Source organism: Streptomyces sp. NPDC001156, assembly GCF_053598275.1.
The window spans coordinates 1-23,786 of record NZ_JBSFJX010000123.1 but is presented as its reverse complement, the minus strand read 5'-3'; the positions used below and the strand labels follow the sequence as shown (position 1 = coordinate 23,786).

Below are 23,786 nucleotides of genomic sequence, written 5' to 3'. Positions count from 1 at the left end.
GAGGTGGGGCGGGTGCGGGTGGTGCGGGGCGGCAAACGCCTGCTCCACACCCGACACCACCTCGAGGCGGCGCAGCTCACCGAGCACGCGTGGCGCCGGCGTTGGGAAGCGGAGCGCTGGTTCCTGCAGGCGGACGGCGAATCGGGCAAGCGGTTCGGCAACGAGACGATCCGCGTCACGCCCGAGGGCGAAGTCTCCCTCAAGCTGCCCGTCCCGCTGGCGCACCTGGCGAACGCCCCGCACGGCCGGTACGTCCTCGCCTCGACCGCGGTCTTCCACCACCGGCGCGACGAGTGGGCCGACCGCATCACCACGAACCGGTCCGTGGCCTACCGCATCCACTACGACACAGACCGATCCCGCTGGTACCTCACCGCCTCCTGGACGATCCCGCCGGTCACCACCGTCCCCCTGTCCGACGCTCGCACGGGCGGTGTGATCGGTGTCGATACGAACGCCGACCATCTGGCCGCCTGGCGGCTGGACGCCCACGGCAACCCGGTCGGCGAGCCGCGCCGGTTCTCCTACGACCTGTCCGGCACCGCGGACCACCGGGATGCCCAGGTACGGCATGCACTGATCCGGCTCCTGCACTGGGCCCAACGCCACGGGGTGTCGATCGCGATCGAAGACCTCGACTTCGCCGCGGAGAAAACCCGGGAGAAGCACGGGCGTCGGAAACGGTTTCGGCAGGTGATCGCCGGCATGCCCGTGTCCAGGCTGCGGGCCCGGCTCGTCAGCATGGCGGCCGAACTCGGCATCACCGTCATCGCCGTGGACCCGGCCTACACCAGCAGGTGGGGCGCCCAGCACTGGCTGGGGCCCCTCACCCACCCGACCAGGAGGACCAGCCGTCACGATGCCGCGGGCATCGCGATCGGCAGGCGCGCCCTGGGGCACCGCATCCGGCGACGGACGGCACCGCCCCCACACGACCAGAGGGATCGTGTGGGGCATCGGACCGCCCAGGCCGGACACGGCACCCCGGGGCGTGAGGGAACCCGCCCCCGCATCCTTGGACCACGGACACGATCCGTGTCGCCGGACGCGGCGCGAACGCGGGAGACCAGTGCATCCACCACCGTTCGGGATGCGCCAGTTGACCAGGATTGGGTACAAGACTCACTCCTGCTCACTGACTAGGAACGGTGAAACAGCGAGCCCCGGTTGACCGTCGCCCGGAAGCCGCCTCCGCCCATCCGCGCGGCGGACCAGAGCGAGCGCCCGCAACCCGCCTCAGCGGGCCGGGGAACCGCTGTCAGCTGAGCAGATCGGGTTCGCTCCGGGTGATGTCCTGCCACAGGGGCTGGTAGTTGATCCAGCCCACCAGGTCACCGCCGAGCTGCTCGCGCGTCGCCACCGCCTGCCGGTGGTCGATCAGGACCGGCCGTCCCGCCGCCCTCGCGGTGAGCTGCACCTGGCAGGAGCGTTCCATCGACAGGAACCACCAGGCCGCAGCGTCCACCGAGTCGCCGACCGTCAGCAGTCCGTGGTTGCGCAGGACCAGCGCCTTGCGGCTGGCGAGCGCGGTCGCGATCCGGCGCCCTTCCTCGGCGTCCACGGTGACGCCGGTGTAGTCGTCGTAGACGGCGTGGTCCTCGTAGAAGGCGCAGGACTCCTGGGTGATGGGATCCAGCAGATCGCCGAGCGCCGCGAGGGCACGTCCGTGCACCGAGTGGCAGTGGGCGACGGCGACGACGTCCGGGCGGGCGGCGTGGACCTGGGCGTGCACGGTGAAGGCCGCCTGGTTCACGTGGTAGCTGCCCTCGATCACCTGCCCGTCCTGGTTGGCCAGCACGAGGTCGCTCACGGTGACGTGCCGGAAGGGCATCCCGAACGGATTGACCCAGAAGCAGTCGGTGAACTCCGGGTCGCGAGCGGTGATGTGCCCGGAGACCCCGTCCTCGAATCCGAGCCTTCCGAAGATCCGCAGCGCTCCGGCCAGCCGCTCCTTGCGGTGCTGTCGTTCGTCGGCCGCCGATTCGTGCATCGGCGGCATGGCGAACCGCAGCTGGTCGGTGGGCAGGGGAAGCGGCGGGGTCGGCCCGTGCATGTGTCCTCCAGCACTGGGTTCCTGTACGGAGCGGAAAGTTACCGCCGGTCTCCGCAGGAAAACAGGGTCGTTCAGTGAAGGTGGTGCGCAACCGTTACGCGCGGTGGGAGCGCGGTCGCTCCGGGCACCGCCGCACGCCATGTCTCCCTCGCCGAAATACCTGACAGAAGTTGTCGGGTATAGACGGGAGACTCGTTCGCATGAGCGCTGTCAGCCCGCTGGGCCCTGTGAACTGGTCTGCATTCGCCGCCGCCGCACCGGATCTCGCCCGGACCGTGGAGGAGCGGTTCGGCGCCTTCACCCACCACGTCCTCTCGACCCTGCGCAAGGACGGTTCCCCGCGCACCTCCGGCATGGAGGTCCGCTTCCTGAACGGCGAGCTGTGGCTGGGCATGATGCCGGACTCGCTGAAGGCGCTCGACCTGCGCCGCGACCCGCGCCTCGCGCTCCAGGCGAATCCCGGGGCGGGGACGGGGATGGGCGGCGGTGACGTGCGGATCAGCGGGCGGGCGCACGAGGTCGAGGACGCGGAGACGAAGGCCGCGTATGTGCAGAAGGTGGAACCGCCGGAGCCGTTCCACCTTTTCCGCACCGAGCTGACGGAGGTCGTACGGACCTACGTCGAGGACGACACCTATCTGGTCGTCGAGATCTGGAAGCCCGGAGAGCCGGTGCGCACCGTCCGGCGGAGGTGAGCCGCGGGGCTCACTCCCACTCGATGGTCCCCGGCGGCTTCGAGGTCACGTCGAGGACGACGCGGTTGACGTCACGGACCTCGTTCGTGATCCGGGTGGAGATCTTCGCCAGCACGTCGTACGGCAGCCGGGACCAGTCGGCGGTCATGGCGTCCTCGGACGAGACCGGACGCAGCACGATCGGGTGGCCGTACGTCCGGCCGTCGCCCTGGACGCCGACGCTGCGGACGTCGGCGAGCAGGACCACCGGGCACTGCCAGATCTCGCGGTCGAGGCCGGCCGCGGTCAGCTCCTCGCGAGCGATGGCGTCGGCGTCGCGGAGCAGGTCGAGCCGCTCCTTGGTGACCTCGCCGACGATGCGGATGCCGAGGCCCGGACCCGGGAAGGGCTGGCGCTGGACGATCTCCTCCGGGAGCCCGAGCTCCTGGCCGACCATCCGGACCTCGTCCTTGAACAGCTTGCGCAGCGGCTCGACCAGCTTGAACTCGAGGTCCTCGGGGAGGCCGCCCACGTTGTGGTGGGACTTGATGTTGGCCGTGCCGCTACCGCCGCCGGACTCGACCACGTCCGGGTACAGCGTGCCCTGGACGAGGAACTCGACCGCGGGACCCTCGTCCGCGATGATCTCGGCCTGGGCCTGCTCGAAGACCCGGATGAACTCACGGCCGATGATCTTCCGCTTCTCCTCGGGGTCGGAGACGCCCTTGAGCGCGGTGAGGAACCTCTCCTCCGCGTCGACGACCTTCAGCTGGACGCCGGTGGCCGCGACGAAGTCCTTCTCGACCTGCTCCGTCTCCCCCTTGCGCATCAGGCCGTGGTCGACGTACACGCAGGTCAGCTGGGAGCCGATGGCCTTCTGCACCAGGGCGGCGGCGACGGCGGAGTCCACGCCGCCGGACAGGCCGCAGATCGCCCGCTTGTCGCCGACCAGCTCGCGGATCGCCTCGACCTGCTCCTCGATCACATTGCCCGTGGTCCAGGTCGGGGTCAGGCCCGCGCCGCGGTAGAGGAAGTGCTCCAGCACCTGCTGGCCGTGCGTGGAGTGCATGACCTCGGGGTGGTACTGGACGCCGTAGAGCTTCTGCTCGTCGTCCTCGAAGGCGGCGACCGGCACGACGTCCGTTGACGCGGTGACGGTGAAGCCCTCGGGGGCCGCGGAGCAGGCGTCGCCGTGGGACATCCAGACGGACTGGTCGGCAGGGGTGCCCTCGAAGAGCGTGGAGGACGGCCGCGAGACCGCCATGGCCGTCCGGCCGTACTCGCGCGCACCCGTGTTGTCGACCCGGCCGCCGAGGGCCTGGGCCATCAGCTGGAAGCCGTAGCACATGCCGAAGACGGGGACGCCGGCCTCGAACAGGGAGCGGTCGACGGTGGGGGCACCCTCCTCGTAGACCGACGAGGGGCCGCCGGAGAGGATGATGGCCGCCGGGTTCTTGGCGAGCATCTCCTCGACCGGCATGGTGCTCGGCACGATCTCGCTGTAGACCCGGGCCTCGCGGACGCGACGGGCGATGAGCTGGGCGTACTGCGCGCCGAAGTCGACGACCAGGACGGTGTCGGGGGCGGCGGCAGCGGAGGTCGCTGATGACACAGGGTGCCTTCCGGCGGTGGGGCGGGGGTCTCGGTACCGATTCTAACGGGGTGCTTGCGGGACACCTCCCGTCTCACCATCCAGCCCCGGTTGGACACCGTCCGTGCCCGGGGCATACTGGGTCCATGCTTACGCAGTACGCCTTCGTCTTTACCTATGGCAACCGGCCCGCCGGCTGCCATGGTCGTGCTGCTTGAGCTACTGACAAGCGACTTCCCAGGCGCCCCGGGCCGATACGGTCCGGGGCGCCTGACGTTTGCGGACCGTGCCGATCCGGGGCTCCTCATCCCGACACCGAGGAGATCCCCGTGATGACCGCCACCACCGAGCAGACGGCCACCGAGAAGACCGGCGCCCGTACCTCCGAGGCCGCCGATGTGATCACCGGCGCCCGCGAGCGCATCGACGCGCTCGACGACCGCATCATCGGCCTGATCCAGGAGCGCATGGCGGTCTCCGCCGTGATCCAGGAGGCCCGCATCGGCTCCGGCGGCCGGCGCGTGAACCTCGCCCGCGAGATGGAGATCCTCAGCCACTACCGGGACGCTCTCGGCAAGCCCGGCACCGCCCTCGCCATGACCCTGCTCGAGCTGTGCCGGGGCCGCGTCTGACGACCGGCCGGCCACCCCGTGATGCGACAGACGTCCGGCGCACCCACGTTCGCACGCCCTCTCACCCGTACGGCGCGTGACCGGTCTCACGCACACTTCGTTGTTCTCGGTGTCCGTGCCAGCCAGGGGCGGGCCCGAAAGAACCACGCGTGGCTCCGCTGGGGCGATGAGACGTGCGGATCGAGCCGTGCGTCGTGGGACCTCGCCCCAGGGTTGTGACCGGACGGCAGGGGACAGCAGCCCGGTCACCAGAGAACGGTCGGCTCCGGGGACGCCCGGAGCCGACCGGCGGAATTCAGACAACCGCACCGCTCCCGCACCCGGCTTCCCCGGTCGGCACCAGGCGCGCGCCCCGAGCACGCCGGGCGCACCCGAGCGGTCACACAGACAAGCGGCGTAACCCCCCGGCGCCGCTCCGGGTACCGACGCTGCCCTGACGTCGGTGCCGACGAAGAAGGGCCCCGCGGATTCTCCTCGCCCCCGGCCATTGAGGCCGTGGGCGAGGACCCCCGCCGCGGGGCCCTTCGCTTGCCCTCGGGCGCAGGCGATCGCACGCCCAGCGGATTGTGACCCAGGCCACATAAAGATCGTGTGAATGCCATGCAACCGTTCACGGGCTTCGCAGGTCACACCTACCGAATCGTGGGCCACAGCCGCGCCCCACACGCGGAGGCCTCTCCGAACCGTGCCGCGCCGTCGCGGCATGCCTGACTTTCGAGGTCTTCATGAAGTTTCGCCGTGCACTGGCCGCCGCTGCGGCGACGGCTGCCATAGCCCCCCTCGCGCTGCTGTCCGCTCCGACGGCTTTCGCCGACGAAACGCCCACGGCCTCCGCAAGCGCGACCGAGACCACGGGCTCCGAGTCGCCGACCAGCCCCGCACCGGAGACCAGCACCACGACCCCGGCCGGCGAGGAGTCCACGGCGACGTCCTCGTCGAGCGCGACCGCCGTGGCCCCCGGGGGCCAGTCCTCCTCGTCCGCGTCCTCGTCGGCCACTGCGTCGGCCACGCCCACCGAGAGCACGGAGCCCACCGCCGAGCCGACCCCCTGCACCGACGAAGAGGTCGACCCCGACTCCCAACTGTCCCTCGCCGTCTCCGGCCTGCCGGGCAAGATCGTCGCGGGCAGCGGCTGGCACAACTTCACCCTGACCGCTGCGAACCACAGCGACCAGTCCCTCGGTCAGGTGCAGTGGCTCGCGCTCATCGACAACGACACGGCGAGCGACGACGAGAAGGACTGGCTGAGCACCTACGCCCTGCTCGAGTACTTCGACCCGCAGAGCAAGTCCTGGCAGTCCCTCGCGGACGAGATCGGCAACGGCGTCTACTTCGGTGAGACGGACCTCGGCCCCAAGCAGACGGTCGACATCAAGCTGCGGGTCAACATCACCGCGAAGGCCCCCGCCGGCCAGGGCTACAGCGTGGGCCTGGGCGGATACGTGGACCAGGAGAAGAACTGCGTGCACAACGCGTTCGCCATCTACGAGTTCACCGTCCTGAAGCCCGGCAGCGACAACGAGAACCCGGGTCAGGCCAAGCCCGGCAAGGGCGACAAGCCGTCCGGCGGCAAGGAGCCGCAGGGCGGCGCCAAGGAGATCCCGGCCACCGGCAGCCTCGCCTCCACCGGTTCGTCCTCCGCGCTTCCGACCATCGCCCTCGTCGGCGGTGTCGCGGTCGTCGCCGGTGGCGGTGTGGTGTTCGCCCTGCGTCGCCGCAAGACGGGTGGCCAGGCCGCGTAAGGCCTGCGGACCCGCACACAAACTGCGTCAGGCGTCCCGTACGCCTCGCACACAAGAGAGAAGGACCTGAGCTCGGAGGGGGGCACAGGTCCTTCTTTCTTTCACCTTGCGCGGCGGTGTCGTCCGCCGGCGCGGTCGCTACTTCTTCGGCGGCACCGCCGGCATCCCCAGGAACGGCAGGCGCAGCGCGCCGAAGGCCTCCGCCGGGACGGCCGGCGCCGTCGGTTCGACCGCCTTCAGCCGCTCGTAGGTCCCCTGCGCCGGACGCGGGTCCTCGTCGCCCTTGTTCGGCCAGTACGACATCGCCCGCTCGGCCTGAGCGGTGATCGTCAGCGACGGGTTGACGCCGAGGTTCGCCGAGACCGCCGCACCGTCGACCACCGAGATGCCGGGGTGGCCGTAGAGCCGGTGGTAGGGATCGATCACGCCCGTCTCCCGCGAGGAGCCGATCGGGCAGCCGCCGAGGAAGTGGGCCGTCAGCGGGGTGCCCATCAGTTCACCGACGTTCGAGCCGGGAAAACCGTTGATCTCGGCGGCGAGGGCCGCGGCGCCTTCCGAGGCCGCCCTGATCTGCTTGGGGTTGGGGGAACCGTGGCCCTGGCGCGCGGTCAGCAGACCCTTGCCCACTCCGTTCGGCTTCAGGTACGTCGTCAGGGAGTTGTCCAGCGACTGCATCACCAGGCCGATGATGGTCCGCTCCGACCAGCGGCGGTTGGAGAGAGAGCGCAGGACGAGGACGGGGTGGCGGGCGGCGTTGCGCAGCCAGGCCGCCGCCCTCGACGAGCCGTCGGCGTAGGGGACCTGGAGTATCGAAAGGCCGCCCATCGAGTTGGAGCCCTTGCCGTAGCGGACCGGCTCGATATGGGTGTTCTCGTCGGGGTGGATCGAGGACGTGATGGCGACCCCGCGCGTGAAGTCGGCCTTCGGCTCGCCCGTGGCCTTGCGGTAGCGCCGGTTGTCGGTCTGCGCCCCGACCAGCGCCTCGGAGTTGGTGCGGGTCAGTTCACCCAGGCGGTCGGAGAGGTACGGCAGTTGCCCGGCCGCCTTCATCCGGTGCAGCAGGGTCTGGGTGCCGTAGGTACCGGCGGCGAGGACGACCCGGCGGGCCGTGAAGAGCTTCCCCCGGCCCTTGCGGCGGTCGTCGGTGGGAAGGGTGGCGACCGCGTACCCGCCCCGCGAGTCGTCCGTGACCGACACGACGGTCGTCATGGGGTGCACGACCGCGCCCGCCTTCTCGGCGAGGTAGAGGTAGTTCTCGTTCAGGGTGTTCTTCGCACCGTGACGGCAGCCCGTCATGCACTCGCCGCACTCGGTGCAGGCCTTGCGCTCCGGTCCCACGCCGCCGAAGTAGGGGTCCGCGACCTGCTGCCCCGGCTTGCCCTTCGCGGAGCCGTCGGCGTCCTCGCCGTCACCGAAGAACACCCCGACCGGCGCCATGTGGAAGGTGTCGCCCACACCCATCCGCTCCGCCGCCGCCTTCAGGTGCACGTCGGACGGGGTCATGGTCGGATTGAGCCGGACACCGAGCATGCGCTGCGCCTGGTCGTAGTACGGCTTCAACTCCTCGTGCCAGTCGGTGATGTCCCGCCACTGCGGGTCGTCGAAGAAGGCCTTCGGCGGTACGTAGAGGGTGTTGGCGTAGTTGAGGGAGCCGCCGCCGACCCCGGCGCCCGCCAGCACCATCACGTTCCCCAGCAGATGGATGCGCTGGATTCCGTACATGCCGAACGCGGGGGCCCAGAGGTAGTTCTTCAGGTCCCAGGAGTTCTTCGGCAGGGAATCACGGGTGAAACGGCGGCCGGCCTCCAGGACGCCGACCCGGTAGCCCTTCTCGGTCAGACGGAGTGCGGAGACGGATCCGCCGAACCCCGACCCCACGACGATGACGTCGTAGTCGTACCCGTCCTCGTCCCGGGCCTGGACAGACTTCTCCTGCGACACGTGCTCTCCTCGTTGAGAACGGGTGTGGTTCTGCGGAAACCGTCGTGGTCTAGCGGAGGCGGAACGCCTTCATCAGCTTCAGGCTGCGGCTCATGAGCGCCGCGTACTTCTCGTCGTCCATGCCGAGCGAGGGGGCCATCGGCAGCAGTCGCTGGTGGGCGACGGTCTGGGCCTCGGTGTACTTGAGGATGCCCTCGGACCCGTGGCGGCGGCCGAGGCCGGAGTCCTTCATGCCGCCCATCGGGGACTGGACGCTGCCGTACGCGGACGCGTAGCCCTCGTTGACGTTGACCGTGCCGGTGCGCAGCCGGGCGGCGATCGCGCGGCCGCGTCGGCCGTCCTTCGTCCAGACCGAGGAGTTCAGGCCGTAGGGGGTGGCGTTGGCACGCTCCACCGCCTCGTCCTCCGTCGTGAAGCGGTAGATCGACACGACCGGGCCGAAGGTCTCCTCCGCGCATACCGACATCGGTGCCTCGACGCCGTCCAGGATGGTGGGTTCGAAGAAGAAGGGACCGATGTCGGGACGCGCCACTCCGCCGGCCAGGACCTTGGCGCCCTTGGCGACGGCCTCCTCGACGTGCCGGCTCACGGTCTCCAACTGCCGCTCGCCGACGAGCGAGCCCATCTCCGCGCCGTACGCGAGGGAGCTACCGAGCCGCATGGCCTTGGTGCGGGCCACGAACCGCTCCACGAAGGCGTCCGCGATCGACTCGTGGACGTACAACCGCTCGATGGAGATGCAGAGTTGACCCGCCGAGGAGAAGCAGGCGCGCACGGCGCCGGCGGCCGCCTTCTCGATGTCGGCGTCCTCGAGGACCAGCATGGCGTTCTTGCCGCCGAGTTCGAGCGAGACGCCGACGAGACGGGCTGCGGCACCCTGCGCGACCTCGCGGCCGGTGCGGGTGGAGCCGGTGAAGGAGACGTAGTCGGCGTGCCTGACGACCTCCGGTCCGACGACCGGACCGTCGCCGATGACGACCTGGAAGACGTCGGCGGGCAGCCCGGCCTCGATCAGCAGGTCGCGGGCCCACAGCGCGGTCAGGCACGTCTCCGTGTCGGGCTTCATCACGACGGCGTTGCCCGCGACGAAGGCCGGGAGCGCGTCGCCGACCGACAGCTCCAGCGGGTAGTTCCAGGGGGCGATCTGACCGACGACGCCGCGCGGGTGGCGCAGTTCGGTGACCCGCGTCAGCGTGGGCACGGCGCCGGTGTGCCGCTTGGGCTTCAGATACGAGGAGGCCATGCGGCCGTAGTGTCGGGCCGCTACGGCGACGGCCTGGACCTCCTCGTGGGCGTGGAGCCGGGCCTTGCCGGTCTCCAGCTGGATCAGGTCGAGGACCTCGGCCTGCCGCTCCAGCACCAGGTCGTGGAAACGGAGCAGCACGGCGGCGCGCTGCCGTACGGGAGTGGCGCCCCAGGCCTGCTGGGCCGTGCGGGCCCGGGCGAACGCCTCTGCCACGTCCTCGGGGGTGGACTCGGGCAGGTCGGCCAGCTTCTCGCCGGTGAACGGCGTGTGGTTGGCGGTGCGGCCGGAGCCGGCCACGCCCTTGGTGAGCTGGGCGACCAGCTCCGGGGTGACCACGTCGACGGCGGTGCGGGCGCCGGCGGGGGCGGGTGCGAGAGGGTTCGTGCCGGCCGTGCCCGCACCGGTCGTGTCGGTGGCCTTCTCCGGGGCCTGGGAGTCCGTCATGACGCGCAGGGTATGCCGGGCCGGGGCGTTTGGGTACCCGTCGGTAACGGGCTTTCACGGGGTGTCCACACCGCGCCAGTGATCGCTGGCAGCAAACCCGCTGATCAGGGCGTTGTCAGGAGCCCAGCGTGCTGATGCCGACTTTCAGACGGGCACAGGCGCCCGTGAACAAAGACGTGCCCTGTCTCTCCTCCGCGGTGCCCCTGGGCATGTCGACGCGCAGCGTGTAGTGCTCCCCGGCGGGGGTGACGATGAGCAGTTGCAGGACCCGGAACCGGTGCCGCCGCCAGGTGCAGTCCGATCCAGATGCTGCCGCTCCAGTCGGTGTACGTCACCCAGTTCTTGCCGGTGTCGTCCTTCCCGGACCTGGCCACCTGGTAGTCCGCGGGCACCGCGAGCGTCGGGCCAAGCGCCTCGGCCCGCCGCTGCTGCCAGCCGTCCGGCAGCGGTCCCGCGAACGGGTCGGCGAGGACGAGGTACGCCGCCACCGCCATCGCGACCACCGCGGCGCCGATCCCGAGCAGTGCCTTGCGGCCGAGGCGGACGTCCCCGCCACCGGGGACGGGGACGTCCGGCTGGGTCGGCGGGACCGGCTGCGGTTCTTTCGCCGCCTCTCGCAGGAGCCGGCGGACCTCGGCAGCGTCCGGGCGGCGCGCCGGGTCCTTCTGCAGCAGGCCGTTGATGGCCTCGGCGAGCGTGCCCCGGGCCGACGCCGGAGCGGCGGGCGTGGAGTGGAGGACGGACTGGAGGGTGGCGGGCGTGTTGGTGCGGCGGAACGGCGAGACGCCCTCCGTCGCCGCGTACAGCACCACGCCCAGCGACCACAGGTCGGAGGCCGGGCCAGGACGGTGGCCCAGCACCCGCTCGGGCGCAATGTACTCGGGCGAGCCGACGAAGCCGCCCGTGTCCGTCAGATTCGTCTCGCCCTCGATCCGCGCGATGCCGAAGTCGGTGAGGACGACCCGGTCGTACCGGCCGAGGAGCACGTTGTCGGGCTTCACGTCGCGGTGCAGGTTGCCCGCCGCGTGCGCGGCCTCCAGCGCGCCGAGCACCTCGAGGCCGATCCTCGCGGCCTCGCGTACCCCGAGTGTGTCCTCCGGGAGCACATCGCCCAGGGAGCGGCCGCGCACCAGCTCCATCACGATCCACGGCCTGCCGTCGACCACCGCCACGTCGTGCACGTCGACGACGGCCGGGTGGTCGAGGCGCGCGGCGGCCCGAGCCTCACGGCGCATCCGCTCGTAGACGTTGGCCTGCTCCCGTTCGGGAAGGTGGCCGAGGATCCGGGGTTTCTTGACGGCGACCTCGCGGTCCACGGTCTCGTCCTTGGCCCGCCACACCGTGCCCATGCCACCGTGGCCGAGCTTGGCGAGCAGCCGGTAGCGTCCGGCGATCAGCCGCCCGGCCCCTGGGCCCTCCGCCCGGTCGGGCACGACCTGGGTGGGGACCGCCTGGGGCTGCCCGTCCGGCGGTACAAACTACGGCCGTGCGTACGGGTTTCCGGGATACGGCACGGCCGGCCGTGGCGGTTGCAGTCCGAAACTCGTGGTCTCGTCGGATCGGTGCGGCCCTCCCCCGTTGCTGCTCATGCGTTCATCCTTATCGCGCGGGCCCTTCGGCAGCCACCCCTGCCCGACACCGGTCACAGATCCGTGACCCACCGCGCAACTCGTCTCCGGTTCGCGCCGGTACGAACGCGGCCCGGCCGGACTACGCGCCTACGAACGCGCCCCGGCCGAACTGCGCGGCTACGAACGCGACAGCGGTACTACGCCGGTACGAACGTGTCGACCGCCACGTCGAAGTACTCCTTCGCCTCCCGTACCTTCCCGACCGGCGCCGACACCCAGACGTCGTACATTCGGCCGTTCTCCTCCCAGCACAGGTCGTAGGTGTGCCGCGGCCCCTCGGCGGCCGTGAATCCGTCCCAGGTGAACTCCCACAGCGCGGCCGAATTCCCGTGGTGCGACGCCCCGGTGACCCGGCCGTCACGGTAACCGGGGTTGTTCGCGGGCCCTTTGGCGTCCGCGCTCCGCATCACCGCGAGTGGGCCGCCTGTTTCGGGATCGGTGGCCTTGATGCCGATGCGGAAGGTCTGCCCGGGCGACATGTAGAAGATCCGTTCACCCTGGGGGGCCCGGGTGAACCCTTCCGGCACGGCGAGCGAGAACCCGTCCGGATCCTGGACCGACCGGTACCCGGAGGGAGCCGTGCGGGGCGCGCGCGGTGCCGAATTCGGTCCCGAGGACGGCGACCGCGTCACCGTCACGGTCGGCGCGGGCGAGGGCCCCGCGGTCGGAGAACTCGACGGACGGGTGCTCGGAGATGTGCCAGGAGGTCCCGAACTCGCGGGCACCCCATCGCCGTTGCCGCCGTCGCGGATCAGCAGCGTCGCCGCCGAGACGCCCGCACCCGCCATCGCGGCGACGAGGGCGGCCGCGATGAGCACGCCGCGGGCGGAGGTTCCACCGGGCCGCGGCGCCGCGCCCACCGACGGTGTCGCCGCCTCGGGGACCTCCCGCGAGGGCGCCGCGCGCCGGGGGATGTCCCCCTGTGTCGGCGTGTACATCACCGGTACGCGTGGCGTACGCCCGGTCTCCAGGAACTCCTGGAGCAGCCGCTCGGCCTCCGCCGCGTCCAGGCGCCGGTCCGGATCGCGCTCCAGCAGCCCTCGCACAACGGGCAGGATCGGCTGGGCCTGCGCGGGCGGACGGATCTCGTCCGCCACCACCGCGTGCAGGATGCCGCCCAACGAGTCGCGGCGGAACGGCGACTCGCCGCTCAGCACGGCGCACAGCAGCGCACCGAGCGACCACAGGTCGGACGCGGGCCCGGTGCGTTCGCCGGACATCCGCTCGGGCGCGGTGTACTCGGGCGAGCCCACGAAGGAACCGCTCTCGGTCAGCGTCGTGGCCCCGGCGACCTGTGCGATGCCGAAGTCGGTGAGGACGACACGGTCGGTGCCCTCCTCCATCAGGACGTTCGCCGGCTTGAGGTCGCGGTGCAGCACGCCCGCCTCGTGCGCGCGGCGCAGCGCGCCCAGCAGGGCGATGCCGATCCGGGCGGCCTCGCGGGCGTCGACGGGACCGTGGGCGGCGACGTGTTCTGCCAGCGAGCCGCCGTCGATCAGCTCCATCACGATGTACGGACGTTCGTCGTGCTCGACGACGTCATGGACGACGATGATGTGGGGGTGGTGCAACTGCGCCACCGCGCGCGCCTCGCGCAGGGTGCGCTCCCGCTGCCGACGGAGCTCCTCGGCGGAGCGCGAGGTGTCCAGGACGAGTTCTTTGACTGCCACCTGACGGCCGAGCAACTGGTCGGTCGCCCGCCACACGACGCCCATGCCGCCGCGGCCGATCCGCTCCTCGAGCCGGTAGCGGCCCGCTATCACACGGACGTTCTCCCCCTCGGTCCCCATAAGCCCCATCATGCCGCACCGGAGGTCGCCCCTCCGGGACGCTGCCGAGACGGTGGCCGACAAGCGACGCAAGAGGGCGTGCGGGTGGGGTGCGGCGGACGTTCGGGGCGTACGAGGGGGCGTGCCGGCCCCGGAGCGCACGAGAGGGTGCCGGCCCCGGGCCGTACGCGGGGGCGTGGCCGCCCCGGCTGTCAGCCCGTGGGCTGGCGCCACGCCCGCAGCACCTCGTCGAACTGCTGACGCGTCGTGTCCCAGTCCGCCGCGGGACCGGACATGTAGATGGCGTACTCGACGCCGTTGCGGCCGATGTAGGTCTCCTCGATCGCGTGGCGCGGTCCGGGGAAGGGCGTGTCCTTCGCCAGCGCCGTCCACGTGTACTCCCACACGGAGCCGGGGCAGTCGCGGTAGATGTTCTTCTGCAGCGTCACCCGCTTGTAGTCGACCAGCCGCTGGAGTTGCTCTTCCAGGTCGACCTGATGCTCGTACGCCTCGTCGAAGTCCGGTGAGTCGTCGATGGCGATGCGGATGAAGTGCTTTCCGCCGTCGGGTGTGTAGTCGGTCTGGTTGATCTGCTCGATCTCTTCGGTCCGGCCGCTCTGGTCGGTCCCGTAGGTCTGGTGGGCGTCGTACTTCTTGCGCTTCCACTGCTTGCCCGGAAGGGCGAGGGTGAAGCCCGCCGGATCCTGGGAGCCGGTGAGTTCAACGCCGGGGACGGCTTCCGCCACCCGGTCAAGAAGCCCGCAGGCCGCGAACTCACCGAAGCCCAGCAGACCTTCAACAAGGTCAGCCGCGGCATCCACGGGGTGTGCGAGCGAGCAAGCGCCCTGCTCAAGACCACCTTCAAGGCCCTCCGGAGGGTCAGCCTCGACCCCAGCCGCATCACCCAGATCGCCGCTGCAGCTCTCGTCCTCCTCCAGCTCGAGTACGACCGGACCATCTAAACGATCACACACAGTCATGACTGCTTACTGGGAAAGGCTCACTGCCCTGGTACGAAGTTTTGGTCGTTTCGGCCTACGGAGCAGGAGTCTCCGCCATGGACGAGAAGGTAGCGTCGTCCGTCTCCTCCACACCGTCGGCGTCCTGATAGGCCTCCGAGCTGACAGGTCCGGCGATCTCGTCGAGGCTGTCCTCCCCGCGGCCGCGACGACCGCCGCGCCGAGCTCGAACAGGGTCTTGCGGCCGAGCCGGATGCCGCCCTTCGACGCCCCCTCGGCCGACTGCGCCGCCTGAGTCGCGGCCGGAGCAGGCGGATGCGCGGCCGTCTCCAGAAACGCCCCCACCTGTCCGGCGTCCGGACGGCGCGAAGGTCCTTCTGCAGAAGCCCGTTGATGACGTCGGCCAGCGGCTCCTCGACCGAAGCCAGCGCCGCGGGCGTCGAGTTGAGGACGGACTGCAGGGTCACCAGGGTGTTGCTGCGGCGGAACGGCGAGACACCCTCCGTCGCCGCGTACAGCACCACGCCAAGCGACCAGAGAGCGGAGGCAGGACCCGGCCGCTTCCCCGACACCCGCTCCGGGGTGATGAGAGCGACCACAGCGACAGCAGAACCTTCTGCTCCACTCGGATCAACCCTCCTGGAAGCCCCGCAGGATCCAGTCGAACTGCTTACTGGTGGTGGCCCAGTCGTCAGCCGGCGAGGCCGCGTAGATGGCGTACTCGGTGCCGTCACTCTCCATGTACCCGACGTCGATCGCACGGTAGGGCCCCGGGAAGTAGTGCGGCGGGTCCTTGGCCAGCGCGTTCCACGTGTACTCCCAGCGGACGCCCGGCAGGTCGCGGAAAAGCTCCTTCTTGAGGCTCAGCTGCTGGTAGTCCTGCAGCCGCCGTGAGACCCGCTGCTCCAGGTAGCTCATGTGCTCGTACGAGGTGCGGAAGTCCGGCGCGGTGTCGACGGCGACCCGCACGAGGTGCTTGCCCTTGTCGGGCGAGTAGTCGACCTGCCGGAGGCCGTCCTGGTCGATGGAGACGGACCGCTTCCACCCCTTGGGCAGGGAGATGCTGAAGCCCACCGGGTCGTTGCGCCGCTTCCAATCGGCGGGGACCGCCCCCTGACCGCCCTCGTCGCTCGGCGTGGCACTGGCACTGGCACTGGGAGCCGACGATCCAGAGGCGGAGTGGCCGGGGCTGCCCGTGGCGACGGACCCGCCGCTGCCGACGTGCCGGTTGCCGAGGCGGTTCGCGGCCACCGCACCGCCCACGCCGACGACCGCGGCCACCGTGAGGACGAGCGCGATCGTACGACCGCGGCGGCGTCTGCGGGGCGCGGGCGGCAGAGCGGACTGAGACTGAGGCAGGGTGCCGCCGCTCGTGCGCGGATCGCCTGTCTCCGGCCGGCGCGGCACGTTCGCGGTCGTGTGCTCCTCGGCACGCAGGTTCACGTGCATCGTCGACACGTACTCCTGTGCCGCCTTCGGCCGCCTGCCCTCCACGGCCTCGGCCAGCATCTGCTCCAGCCGTGCCGCGTCGGGCCGCTGCACCGGGTCCTTGCACAACAGGGCCGCGATCACCGGCTCCAGGGCGCCCGCGAACTGCGGCGGCGCGGGGTGCTCGTCGACGACGGCCTGCATGGTCGTCAGGGGCGAGGTCCGCCGGAACGGCGACCTTCCCTCCACCGCCGTGTACAGCGTGGCGCCGAGCGCCCACAGGTCGGAGGCGGGGCCCGGGTCGTGGCCGCGGACCCGCTCGGGAGCGAGGTAGTCGACGGACCCGACGATCTCCCCCGTGCGCGTAATGGTCGAGTCGCCCTCGACCTGCGCGATGCCGAAGTCGGTGAGCAGCACACGTCCGTCGGTGGCGAGCAGCACGTTGCCCGGCTTCACGTCGCGGTGCAGCACGCCCGCGGAGTGCGCGGCCCGCAGCGCGCGCAGCACCCACTGACCGATGCGCGCGGCCTCGGTGGCGTCGATACGGCCGCGTTCCTTCACGGCGTCGGCCAGCGAGCCGCCCTCGACCAGTTCCATGACGATCCACGGACGGTTGTCGTGCTCGAGGACGTCGTGGATGGTGACGACGGCGGAGTGGTTGATGCGCGCGGCGGCGCGTGCCTCGGCGTGGGTCCGGGCGAGAAGAACGGCACGGTCACTCTCTGTGACGTACAGAGCTGCCGTCAGTTCTTTGATGGCTACCGCGCGGTGCAACACCTCGTCGTGGGCGCGCCATACCCGGCCCATGCCGCCGCTGCCGATGGAATCGACGAGCCGGTAGCGGCCCGCGAGGAGCAGGCCTTGCATCTGATTCACGTTTCCCCGCAATGCTCTTGACGAAGTCACATTAGAGAGCGCCCTTCGCGCAGGGAACGGGCGGGGGTGGAACGGAGACCGCACTGTGACGGTTCTCGCTTCCACGTACGGGACGGAACCACCGCACACTCACGCAATCGGACGCCGTCGCCCGGGTGTTGGGCGGGTCCGGCGAGGCGAAGACGGGGTCGCGCCGGGGGCCGTATGGTGACGCGGAGTGGTCAGCCCGTCGCCTGGTACGTCTGCTCCGCCTGCTCGTACAGCCGCGTCACCTCGTCGCGTTCGGCCTCCGGGCCACGCACCTGCACCACGTGGTAGTGGCCGCCCACGAGGAGGGCGAGGTTCCGCACGAACAGCTCCCGCCCGTCCCCGTCCGTCCAGGTGAACTGGCCCTCGGCCATCGTCCGTCCGCCGACGTCGATGCGCCGCATCCCGCTGGAGGTGGCCCAGGTCGAGTCGCGGAACGGCTGCAGTTCGGGCTCCGACTCCCGTTGGTACGTCAGCGGATCGCTGCCGAACCTGCCGGTGCTGTCGCGTCCGGGCACGACGATCAGCTCGAAATCGCCCTGAGAGTAGACGACCTGCCCGCTGCCGTTCCTCGGCGTACGGTCCCAGCCGTTCGCCACCGCGACGCGGAAGCCCTCCGGGTCGCTGCGGAGGGTGAAGCCCTGCGCGACCTGGGTCTCGCTGGTCTGCGTCTGCGCGGAACCGGCCGACGGCGAGGGGCTCTTGGCCACCTGGCCGCCGGGCTGCCGCGTACCGCCCCGGCCGGACTGCTGCGGGGCGGGGCCGACCTCGCCGACGGCACCGGTGCGGTCCCCCGACGTACCGGCACCCCTGCCGTTCCCGGAATCCGCCTTCGGCATGAACGCCATGGCGTACGCGATCGCCGCGGCCAGCGCGAGCAGGATGAGCAGGAGCAGGGTGCGGCCGAGTCTGCGCGGCCCCGGTGGGCGGCCGTCCTTGGCGCGCTTGTGACGGGCCGGTGCGGTCGCGGGCAGCCCGGCACGGCGCTTGCGGACCAGCTCCCCCCGGCGCCGGACCACCGGCAGCCGCCCGGGGTCGACAGGAGGTGCCGCGATGACGTGCGCGCCCGCGTCGGGCTCGGGCGCGGACCGGACGAGGGAACGCAGCCAGCCACGCAGTTCCTCGAAGTCGATCCGCTCGGTCGGGTCCTGACGCAGCAGCGACTCCACGACCGGGCGCAGCGGTCCGCACTCCTCGGCGAAGGCGGGCGGCTCGGCGCAGACGAGCTGGACCAGCTCGGCGGTGTTCTCCTCGGGGTACGGCGCGTGCCCCTGCACAGCCCGGAAGAGCAACGCGCCGAGCGCCCAGAGGTCGGTCGCGGGGCCGATCGGCGCGGCCAGCTGCCAGTTCTCGTGCACCGGCCCGGCCTGCTCGGGCGCCCACCGCTCGGTGACCGGCCCGACGACGGCCATACGGGCCTGCCTGGCCCGCTCGGCGACCAGGGCGGTGGCGGGACCGCGCCGGATCCAGGAGGCCGGAGAGGTGACCGCACCCGAACCCGGGGCGCCTTCTTCCCCGCCGGGCATGGCGCCGTGGTGCGAGGTGGTGGCCGCACCCGGCCTGCGCGTGCCGCTTCCGCGGGGTCCGCCCCCGTTCTCCCTCGGCGCGGAGGTACCGCGGGGCAGTGCGGTGCGGCCCCGGCTCTCCACGGTGGGCGCGGCGGGGCGCGGTACCGCACCGTGCCAGGAGGCCGAACCACCCACTCCGTACGGGTCGGCGATCTGTCCCGGCGGCGATGTGCCGGGGGTGCGCTCTCCTGCCGGCCCGGGTGCCTGCGGCGGTGTCACGGTGCCCGGGTCGGACGCGCGGGGTGCGGGCAACGCCGGGCGTCCGCCGCGCTGTTCCTCCTGCACTCGGGCCGCGGCCCGGGCTCCCGCGCGGTAGGCCGCGATCGCCCCGGCTCGTGCGGCCCGTACGTCTCCGGCGGACTCCAGGGCACGGGGCCCCACCACGGGCGCCCCTTGGCCGGGCGCGCCGTCGCCCGTGGACGCACCGTTCGCCCGCGCCTCGATCGCGGCCCGGCGCGCGGCCTCCGGATCCATGCCCTGCGCGGCCGCGCCCACGGAACCGAACGTGCCGCTGCTTGACGCGCCAGGGGACGGTCCGCTGCCGCCGTCCCCCAGGGGGCCGCCGGCGCCGGTGCCCGACGGGCCGCCGGTCCGGGCCCCCGGAATGCCGGCATTGCCGCCTGGCGTCCCGTCGCCTGGCTCGACGTCCCGGGCCGGCACCGGGTCGTACCCGCACAGTGCCTCCTCCGCCGCCCCGGCTGCCAGGCCGGTCAGTACCACCCGGCCGTCGTCGCAGACGAGCACCGTGCGCGCCGTGATGTTCCGGTGCACCCAGCCGTGGGCGTGCAGGGCGCGCAGCGCGGTGAGGATGTCGGAGGCGACCTCCGCCGCCCGGTACGGCGTGAGCGGCTTCTCCGCGAGCAGGGTCGCCAGCGGTTGTGCGGGCACCAGTTCGCTCATGATCCACAGCGAACCGCCCTCGGCGAACACGTCGAAGACCTGGTCGAGCCGGGGGTGGTCGGGTATCTGTGCGGCGGCCTGCGCCGCCTCGATCGCCCGCCGTACGGCCGGGTCGGGAGGCCGCCGCGTGGCCGTCCCCGTCCGGGGCGAGCCGCCGCGGGACCTGCCGTCGCGTGCCACGAACCCCTCGGGCAGGCCGTCGGCACCGAGCACCTCGGCCTCGACGACCTCGGGCAACGGCACCTGCCGTACGCGGACTTCCTGTCCGCTGTAAGTGTCGAACGCCCGGGTCTCGGCGAGTTCGTACTCGTCCGAGGGTGGCAGCGGTAGGCGGTAGCGGTCGGCGAGTACCCGTCCCGCATAGTCGTCCACGATGCCTCCCCCGGCTGCCCGGTTGGTCAATTCCGTTCGCCCGGCGTCCCGTTCCGAATGCGTACGGTCCGCAATCCCTCACAATACGTGCCGGAGGCAATCTGCAACCCGGGGATGTCATATCTCCCCGCGACTGTCGCCACGACCCAACCGTGTCGGACCCCCGTCACGTATGCGGTCAGATCACGACTTCGGCCGGAACGTCTTGGTCAGTGCCTCCCAGGTCCCCTCGCGCAGATCACCGTCCCAGCCGGACGCCTTCGCCGTGTACATGAGTCCATAACCCTGATGCGAGTTGACGACGAATCCGCGGTCGATCACCCGGTAGGTGGTGCCGCCGTCGGCGTAGGTGAACTCCCAGTCGGCCGTGTTCCAGTCGCGGTAGTCCACCTTCTCGATACGGACCCGCTTGTACTGGGCGCGCGTCATGTAGTGCTCCTGGCTCTCCCAGTCCGCCACCGGGTCGTCCTTCGGGGTGGACGTCCAGGCCACAAGCAGCTTCTGGCCGTCGGGGCCGGTGAAACGGTCCCCGGCGGAATCCGACGACTGGTACTTCCAGCCCGCCGGCAGCCCGATCGAGTACCCCTGACCGCCCTTGTACGGCGTCGTCCCGGCGCTGTCGTCCGACGATCCGGACGGCGCACCGCCACTCGCGCCCGCGCTCGCGGCCGGCGAGGCGTCGCCGGTGTTCTGCTCGTCCGAGCCCTTCGTCGCCGAGCCGCGCGTGCTGCCGCTGTCCGTGTGCGAACCGCCGCTGCCGCCCCTGCCTCCGCTCCCGGCTGTCGCACCGGTGGACGCGGCGGACTTGGTGGAGCCCCTCTTGTTGTCCTGCGAGCCTCCGTCGCCACCGCGGAGCGTGAGCGCGAGCACCGTCCCAAGCACGGCGAGCGCCACGACGACGGCGACCAGCACCAGGGTCCGCTTCGGCACGACGTCGGTGAGCGGGGCCCGCGGCGGCTGTGCGGGCCGTTCCGGCCGGTCCGGGTCGGGCACGATCGGCCATCCCGAACTGGGCTTCGCTGTACCCGAGTTCGATGCAAGATCGGTGGTCGTGTCGCGTGCGCCGTCCGACGTCGCCGCCCGGGTCGTACCGGGTGTCCCGGCCGCGGGCGCGGCCGCCGCGTCCGGGGACGACACGTCCTCGGACGTCTCCCCGGCCGTGGTCCCGGGCGCCTTGTCCCGGGCGGTCGCGGCGGCGGTGGCGGCGCCGGCCGACGTCGCGGCCTTGCGCACGGACCGCAGCGCCCCGCGCAGCTTCTCGGCCGCCTCCTCGCCCCGCTTGGCGCCCGCAGCGCTGCCGGGCGTCCCCTTGCCCGGGGACTCCTCGGGCACCGGCGGCAGGGCCACGACCCGCGTGGCGTCCGCCGGCGGCTCCTTCTTGGGATCGGATGCGTGGATCACCTCGTTGAGCATGGTCCGCGCGCCCGCGTCGTCCAGCCGCTGCTGGGGGTCCTTGGCCAGCAGCCCGAAGATGACGTTCTTCAGCGGGCCGGCGTTCTTCGGCTCCTCGACCGGCTCGGTCATCACGGCGGTCAGCGTGGCGATCGCCGAGCCCTTGTCGTACGGGGGCACGCCCTCGACCGCCGCGTACAGCAGTCCGCCGAGCGACCACAGGTCCGCCGCCGGGCCGGGCTTGTGCCCGCGGGCCCGCTCCGGCGCGATGTAGGACGGGGCGCCGACGAGCATGCCGGTGGAGGTGATGGAAGGGTCACCCTCGACCTGCGCGATACCGAAGTCGGTGAGCACGACCCGGCCGTCCTCGGCGATCAGCACGTTGGACGGTTTCACATCGCGGTGCAGGATGCCCTCGCGGTGCGCGGCGCGCAGTACGTCGAGGATCGCGAGCCCGACCTCGGCGGCGCGCTTCGGCTCCAGCAGGCCGTCCTCCCGGATGACCTCGGCGAGCGACTTGCCCTCGATCAGCTCCATCACGATCCAGGGCCGGTCGTCCTCGTGGACCACGTCGAAGACGGTCACCGCACCGTTGTTGCGGATCCGGGCGATCGCCTTGGCCTCCCGCAGCGTGCGCGTGATCAGCCGGCGCTTCTCGTCCTCGTCGATGCTCGACGGGAACCGCAACTCCTTGACGGCGACCGTACGACCCAGGGTCTCGTCCTTGGCCCGCCACACGGTGCCCATGCCGCCGCGGCCGAGTACGTCCCCCAGCCGGTACCGCCCGGCGAGGAGACGTTCGCTCTTGTCCTGACGGGATGTCCCCGCCCGCTCCGCCTCCGACATGCGTCCCCTCATGCAACCCGCCCTGACAGAGCCTCCATTGTCCCTCACCCACGGACCACCCGACGCCCAGGGTGCCCCTGATCCGGCGGCTCGCACCGCTCCCGCGGCCGCCTCGGCGGAGCGGACACCGCGGCGACGAGGCTCGGCCGTGCGCCACGGCACCCGGTCGCGCCGGCTCGGGCGCCCCGGCCCCGCCGCCGGAGCCGGCGGCAAGGTGGCCCCGCCCGGCCCTGCCGAGGGGTCGTCCCCCATGATGGGCCGCGACAAGGAAGGATGCCGATGCCGCTGCGCCGGACACCCCGGACCCGGACCCTATTGGCCGTACCGGTGTGCCTGGCCCTGCTCGGACTCGCCCCCGTCCACCCCCCGGCCCCCACGGTCCCGAGGCCGGACGCGGTGCTCCCGCTGTTCGTCACCGCGGGCCGGGCTCCCGCCGCCGCGCTGCTGGCCCGTGGGGAATCGGGTTCGCACTTCGTTCTCGCCGGTCAGGGCATCGCTCGCGCCGACCACTTCCGCGCCGGCAGCATCACCAAGACCTTCATCGCGACGCTGGTGCTGCAACTGGCGGCCGAGCACCGGCTGTCCCTGTCGGACACGGTGGAGGCCCATCTGCCGGGACTGGTGCGCGGCGCGGGCAACGACGGCCGCGCGCTGACCCTGCGCGACCTGCTCAACCACACCAGCGGCCTGGCCGACTTCATCAAGGACACCAGGGCAGTCGTCCCCCTCACTCCGCTCGAGGCCCTGAGCGTCGCGCTCAGCCACCCTCCTGCCGCCCGGGGCCGCTTCTCGTACTCCAACACCAACTACGTCCTGCTCGGCATGGTCGTCCAGCAGGTCACCGGTCACTCGTACGCCGAACAGGCCGAGCGCCGCATCATCACTCCCCTCCGTCTGACGGGCACGTCCTTCCCCGGCGCCCGCACCACGCTTCCCTCGCCGCACGGACGCGGCTACGCCGCCGACGGCTCCGACGTCACCGAACTCGACCCGCGCGTGGCCGGCGCGGCGGGTGAGCTGGTGACCACGCTCTCCGATCTCGACCGCTTCTACGCGGCACTGCTGAGCGGCGAGCTGCTGCCCCCGCGATGGCTGCGCGAGATGCTCGACACCCGTGCCGCACACGGCGCGTACGGCCTGGGGCTGTTTCCGCAGAAGCTTCCGTGCGGCACGACGGTGTGGGGGCACGACGGACGGATCTCCGGCAGCTACGTGCGCACCGCAGCCACCGCCGACGGCCGTCGCGTCCTCACTTTCCGTGTGAACACGGACGGGTTCGCGAACTCCGGACTGGAACGGGACCTGCTCACGGCCGCCTTCTGCCCCCGCACCCCATAGAACGAGCCGGTTCCGAACGAAGATCCCGGACTGCGCCACTCGTTCGAGTGATCCCAGTCAGTGATCCCAGTCCAGGAACGCGAATCCCGCCCGCGAGCCCTCCTCCCAGCGGCAGCCGACACATTCCTTCGACGTCCGCCGCACGCTCCGTCCGGCGGGGGAGTGCCATGAATCAGGTGTGAGCCTCTACGAAGGAGTCCGGCGAGGGATCGCCTGATCGAGACTGCTGAGGGCGTGCCGCTTGCCGAGGTCGGCGAAAGCATTCTGTCGGTCGGTTACCGCCTCAACCGTGCCCAGCTCTCCGAAGCCGCGGCGGCCGCTGCCGCGGCGAAAGACCACCGCGCCAGGCGCCTAGCC

General features: G+C 71.5%; 14 protein-coding genes and 3 pseudogenes. 6 read left to right on the top strand and 11 right to left on the bottom strand.

The window, feature by feature from the left end; genetic code table 11:
• Nucleotides 1-1,143, top strand: a 1,143-nt coding sequence (locus tag ACWDA7_RS35995; RefSeq protein ID WP_450610016.1) for an IS200/IS605 family accessory protein TnpB-related protein, incomplete at its 5' end; no start/stop codon positions are given.
• 115 nt (nucleotides 1,144-1,258) lie between these two features.
• Here ACWDA7_RS35995 and ACWDA7_RS35990 read toward each other — a convergent pair.
• Entirely contained in the window at nucleotides 1,259-2,053 is a 795-nt protein-coding gene (locus ACWDA7_RS35990; protein ID WP_432931589.1) for a class II aldolase/adducin family protein, read from the bottom strand.
• A gap of 200 nt (nucleotides 2,054-2,253) precedes the next feature.
• Between ACWDA7_RS35990 and ACWDA7_RS35985 the strand changes: the two genes are divergently transcribed.
• A complete protein-coding gene (locus ACWDA7_RS35985) occupies nucleotides 2,254-2,748 on the top strand; it encodes a pyridoxamine 5'-phosphate oxidase family protein (protein WP_450610014.1) in 495 nt (164 codons plus the stop codon).
• A gap of 10 nt (nucleotides 2,749-2,758) precedes the next feature.
• On the opposite strand, the gene guaA is transcribed toward ACWDA7_RS35985, so the two are convergent.
• A complete protein-coding gene (guaA, locus tag ACWDA7_RS35980; protein WP_450610012.1) occupies nucleotides 2,759-4,339 on the bottom strand; it encodes a glutamine-hydrolyzing GMP synthase in 1,581 nt (526 codons plus the stop codon).
• A 311-nt stretch (nucleotides 4,340-4,650) separates the two neighbouring features.
• On the opposite strand from guaA, the gene ACWDA7_RS35975 reads away from it, so the two are divergent.
• Nucleotides 4,651-4,950 carry a chorismate mutase gene (locus ACWDA7_RS35975; protein ID WP_450610010.1) on the top strand — a complete coding sequence of 100 codons (300 nt, stop codon included), beginning with the start codon at nucleotides 4,651-4,653 and terminating at the stop codon, nucleotides 4,948-4,950.
• 725 nt (nucleotides 4,951-5,675) lie between these two features.
• Nucleotides 5,676-6,692 carry an LPXTG cell wall anchor domain-containing protein gene (locus ACWDA7_RS35970; RefSeq protein WP_450610008.1) on the top strand — a complete coding sequence of 339 codons (1,017 nt, stop codon included), beginning with the start codon at nucleotides 5,676-5,678 and terminating at the stop codon, nucleotides 6,690-6,692.
• A gap of 138 nt (nucleotides 6,693-6,830) precedes the next feature.
• Here the strand turns inward: ACWDA7_RS35970 and ACWDA7_RS35965 are convergent, their stop codons facing one another.
• From ACWDA7_RS35965 to ACWDA7_RS35945, 5 genes and pseudogenes are all read right to left on the bottom strand, one after another.
• The gene (locus ACWDA7_RS35965) at nucleotides 6,831-8,633 is read right to left on the bottom strand and encodes a GMC family oxidoreductase N-terminal domain-containing protein (protein ID WP_450610006.1); all 1,803 of its coding nucleotides are present in this window, start codon (nucleotides 8,631-8,633) and stop codon (nucleotides 6,831-6,833) included.
• Between the two features lie 49 nt (nucleotides 8,634-8,682).
• Complete coding sequence (locus tag ACWDA7_RS35960) at nucleotides 8,683-10,323, bottom strand: succinic semialdehyde dehydrogenase (protein WP_432931580.1); 1,641 nt, start codon at nucleotides 10,321-10,323, stop codon at nucleotides 8,683-8,685.
• A gap of 104 nt (nucleotides 10,324-10,427) precedes the next feature.
• On the bottom strand, nucleotides 10,428-11,756 hold the full coding sequence (locus ACWDA7_RS35955) for a serine/threonine-protein kinase (protein WP_450610004.1): 1,329 nt from the start codon (nucleotides 11,754-11,756) through the stop codon (nucleotides 10,428-10,430).
• A gap of 335 nt (nucleotides 11,757-12,091) precedes the next feature.
• Entirely contained in the window at nucleotides 12,092-13,744 is a 1,653-nt protein-coding gene (locus tag ACWDA7_RS35950; protein ID WP_450610002.1) for a protein kinase domain-containing protein, read from the bottom strand.
• Nucleotides 13,745-13,935: 191 nt separating this feature from the next.
• Nucleotides 13,936-14,427: pseudogene (locus tag ACWDA7_RS35945) on the bottom strand (serine/threonine protein kinase); the annotation flags it as partial.
• Between the two features lie 9 nt (nucleotides 14,428-14,436).
• Here ACWDA7_RS35945 and ACWDA7_RS35940 point away from each other — a divergent pair.
• Nucleotides 14,437-14,685, top strand: a pseudogene (locus ACWDA7_RS35940) (transposase family protein); the annotation flags it as partial.
• Nucleotides 14,686-14,880: 195 nt separating this feature from the next.
• On the opposite strand, the pseudogene ACWDA7_RS35935 reads toward ACWDA7_RS35940, so the two are convergent.
• From ACWDA7_RS35935 to ACWDA7_RS35920, 4 genes and pseudogenes are all read right to left on the bottom strand, one after another.
• Nucleotides 14,881-15,332, bottom strand: a pseudogene (locus ACWDA7_RS35935) (protein kinase domain-containing protein); the annotation flags it as partial.
• Complete coding sequence (locus ACWDA7_RS35930) at nucleotides 15,313-16,977, bottom strand: serine/threonine-protein kinase (RefSeq protein ID WP_450610018.1); 1,665 nt, start codon at nucleotides 16,975-16,977, stop codon at nucleotides 15,313-15,315. The gene ACWDA7_RS35930 and the pseudogene ACWDA7_RS35935, both read right to left, overlap by 20 nt.
• A gap of 230 nt (nucleotides 16,978-17,207) precedes the next feature.
• Nucleotides 17,208-19,853, bottom strand: a complete 2,646-nt coding sequence (locus ACWDA7_RS35925; protein ID WP_450610000.1) for a protein kinase — start codon at nucleotides 19,851-19,853, stop codon at nucleotides 17,208-17,210.
• A gap of 183 nt (nucleotides 19,854-20,036) precedes the next feature.
• On the bottom strand, nucleotides 20,037-22,091 hold the full coding sequence (locus ACWDA7_RS35920) for a serine/threonine-protein kinase (protein ID WP_450609998.1): 2,055 nt from the start codon (nucleotides 22,089-22,091) through the stop codon (nucleotides 20,037-20,039).
• A 279-nt stretch (nucleotides 22,092-22,370) separates the two neighbouring features.
• On the opposite strand from ACWDA7_RS35920, the gene ACWDA7_RS35915 reads away from it, so the two are divergent.
• Nucleotides 22,371-23,429, top strand: a complete 1,059-nt coding sequence (locus tag ACWDA7_RS35915) for a serine hydrolase domain-containing protein (protein WP_450609996.1) — start codon at nucleotides 22,371-22,373, stop codon at nucleotides 23,427-23,429.
• Nucleotides 23,430-23,786 lie beyond the last annotated feature (357 nt).

What these genes read in the sequence shown, in the direction of transcription:
- ACWDA7_RS35990 (WP_432931589.1), bottom strand. Translation starts at nt 2,053, where the DNA reads ATGCACGGGCCGACCCCGCCGCTTCCCCTGCCCACCGACCAGCTGCGG.
- ACWDA7_RS35970 (WP_450610008.1), top strand. Translation starts at nt 5,676, where the DNA reads ATGAAGTTTCGCCGTGCACTGGCCGCCGCTGCGGCGACGGCTGCCATA.
- ACWDA7_RS35960 (WP_432931580.1), bottom strand. Translation starts at nt 10,323, where the DNA reads ATGACGGACTCCCAGGCCCCGGAGAAGGCCACCGACACGACCGGTGCG.
- ACWDA7_RS35915 (WP_450609996.1), top strand. Translation starts at nt 22,371, where the DNA reads ATGCCGCTGCGCCGGACACCCCGGACCCGGACCCTATTGGCCGTACCG.
- ACWDA7_RS35930 (WP_450610018.1), bottom strand. Translation starts at nt 16,977, where the DNA reads ATGCAAGGCCTGCTCCTCGCGGGCCGCTACCGGCTCGTCGATTCCATC.
- ACWDA7_RS35920 (WP_450609998.1), bottom strand. Translation starts at nt 22,091, where the DNA reads ATGTCGGAGGCGGAGCGGGCGGGGACATCCCGTCAGGACAAGAGCGAA.
- ACWDA7_RS35985 (WP_450610014.1), top strand. Translation starts at nt 2,254, where the DNA reads ATGAGCGCTGTCAGCCCGCTGGGCCCTGTGAACTGGTCTGCATTCGCC.
- ACWDA7_RS35950 (WP_450610002.1), bottom strand. Translation starts at nt 13,744, where the DNA reads ATGGGGACCGAGGGGGAGAACGTCCGTGTGATAGCGGGCCGCTACCGG.
- ACWDA7_RS35975 (WP_450610010.1), top strand. Translation starts at nt 4,651, where the DNA reads ATGACCGCCACCACCGAGCAGACGGCCACCGAGAAGACCGGCGCCCGT.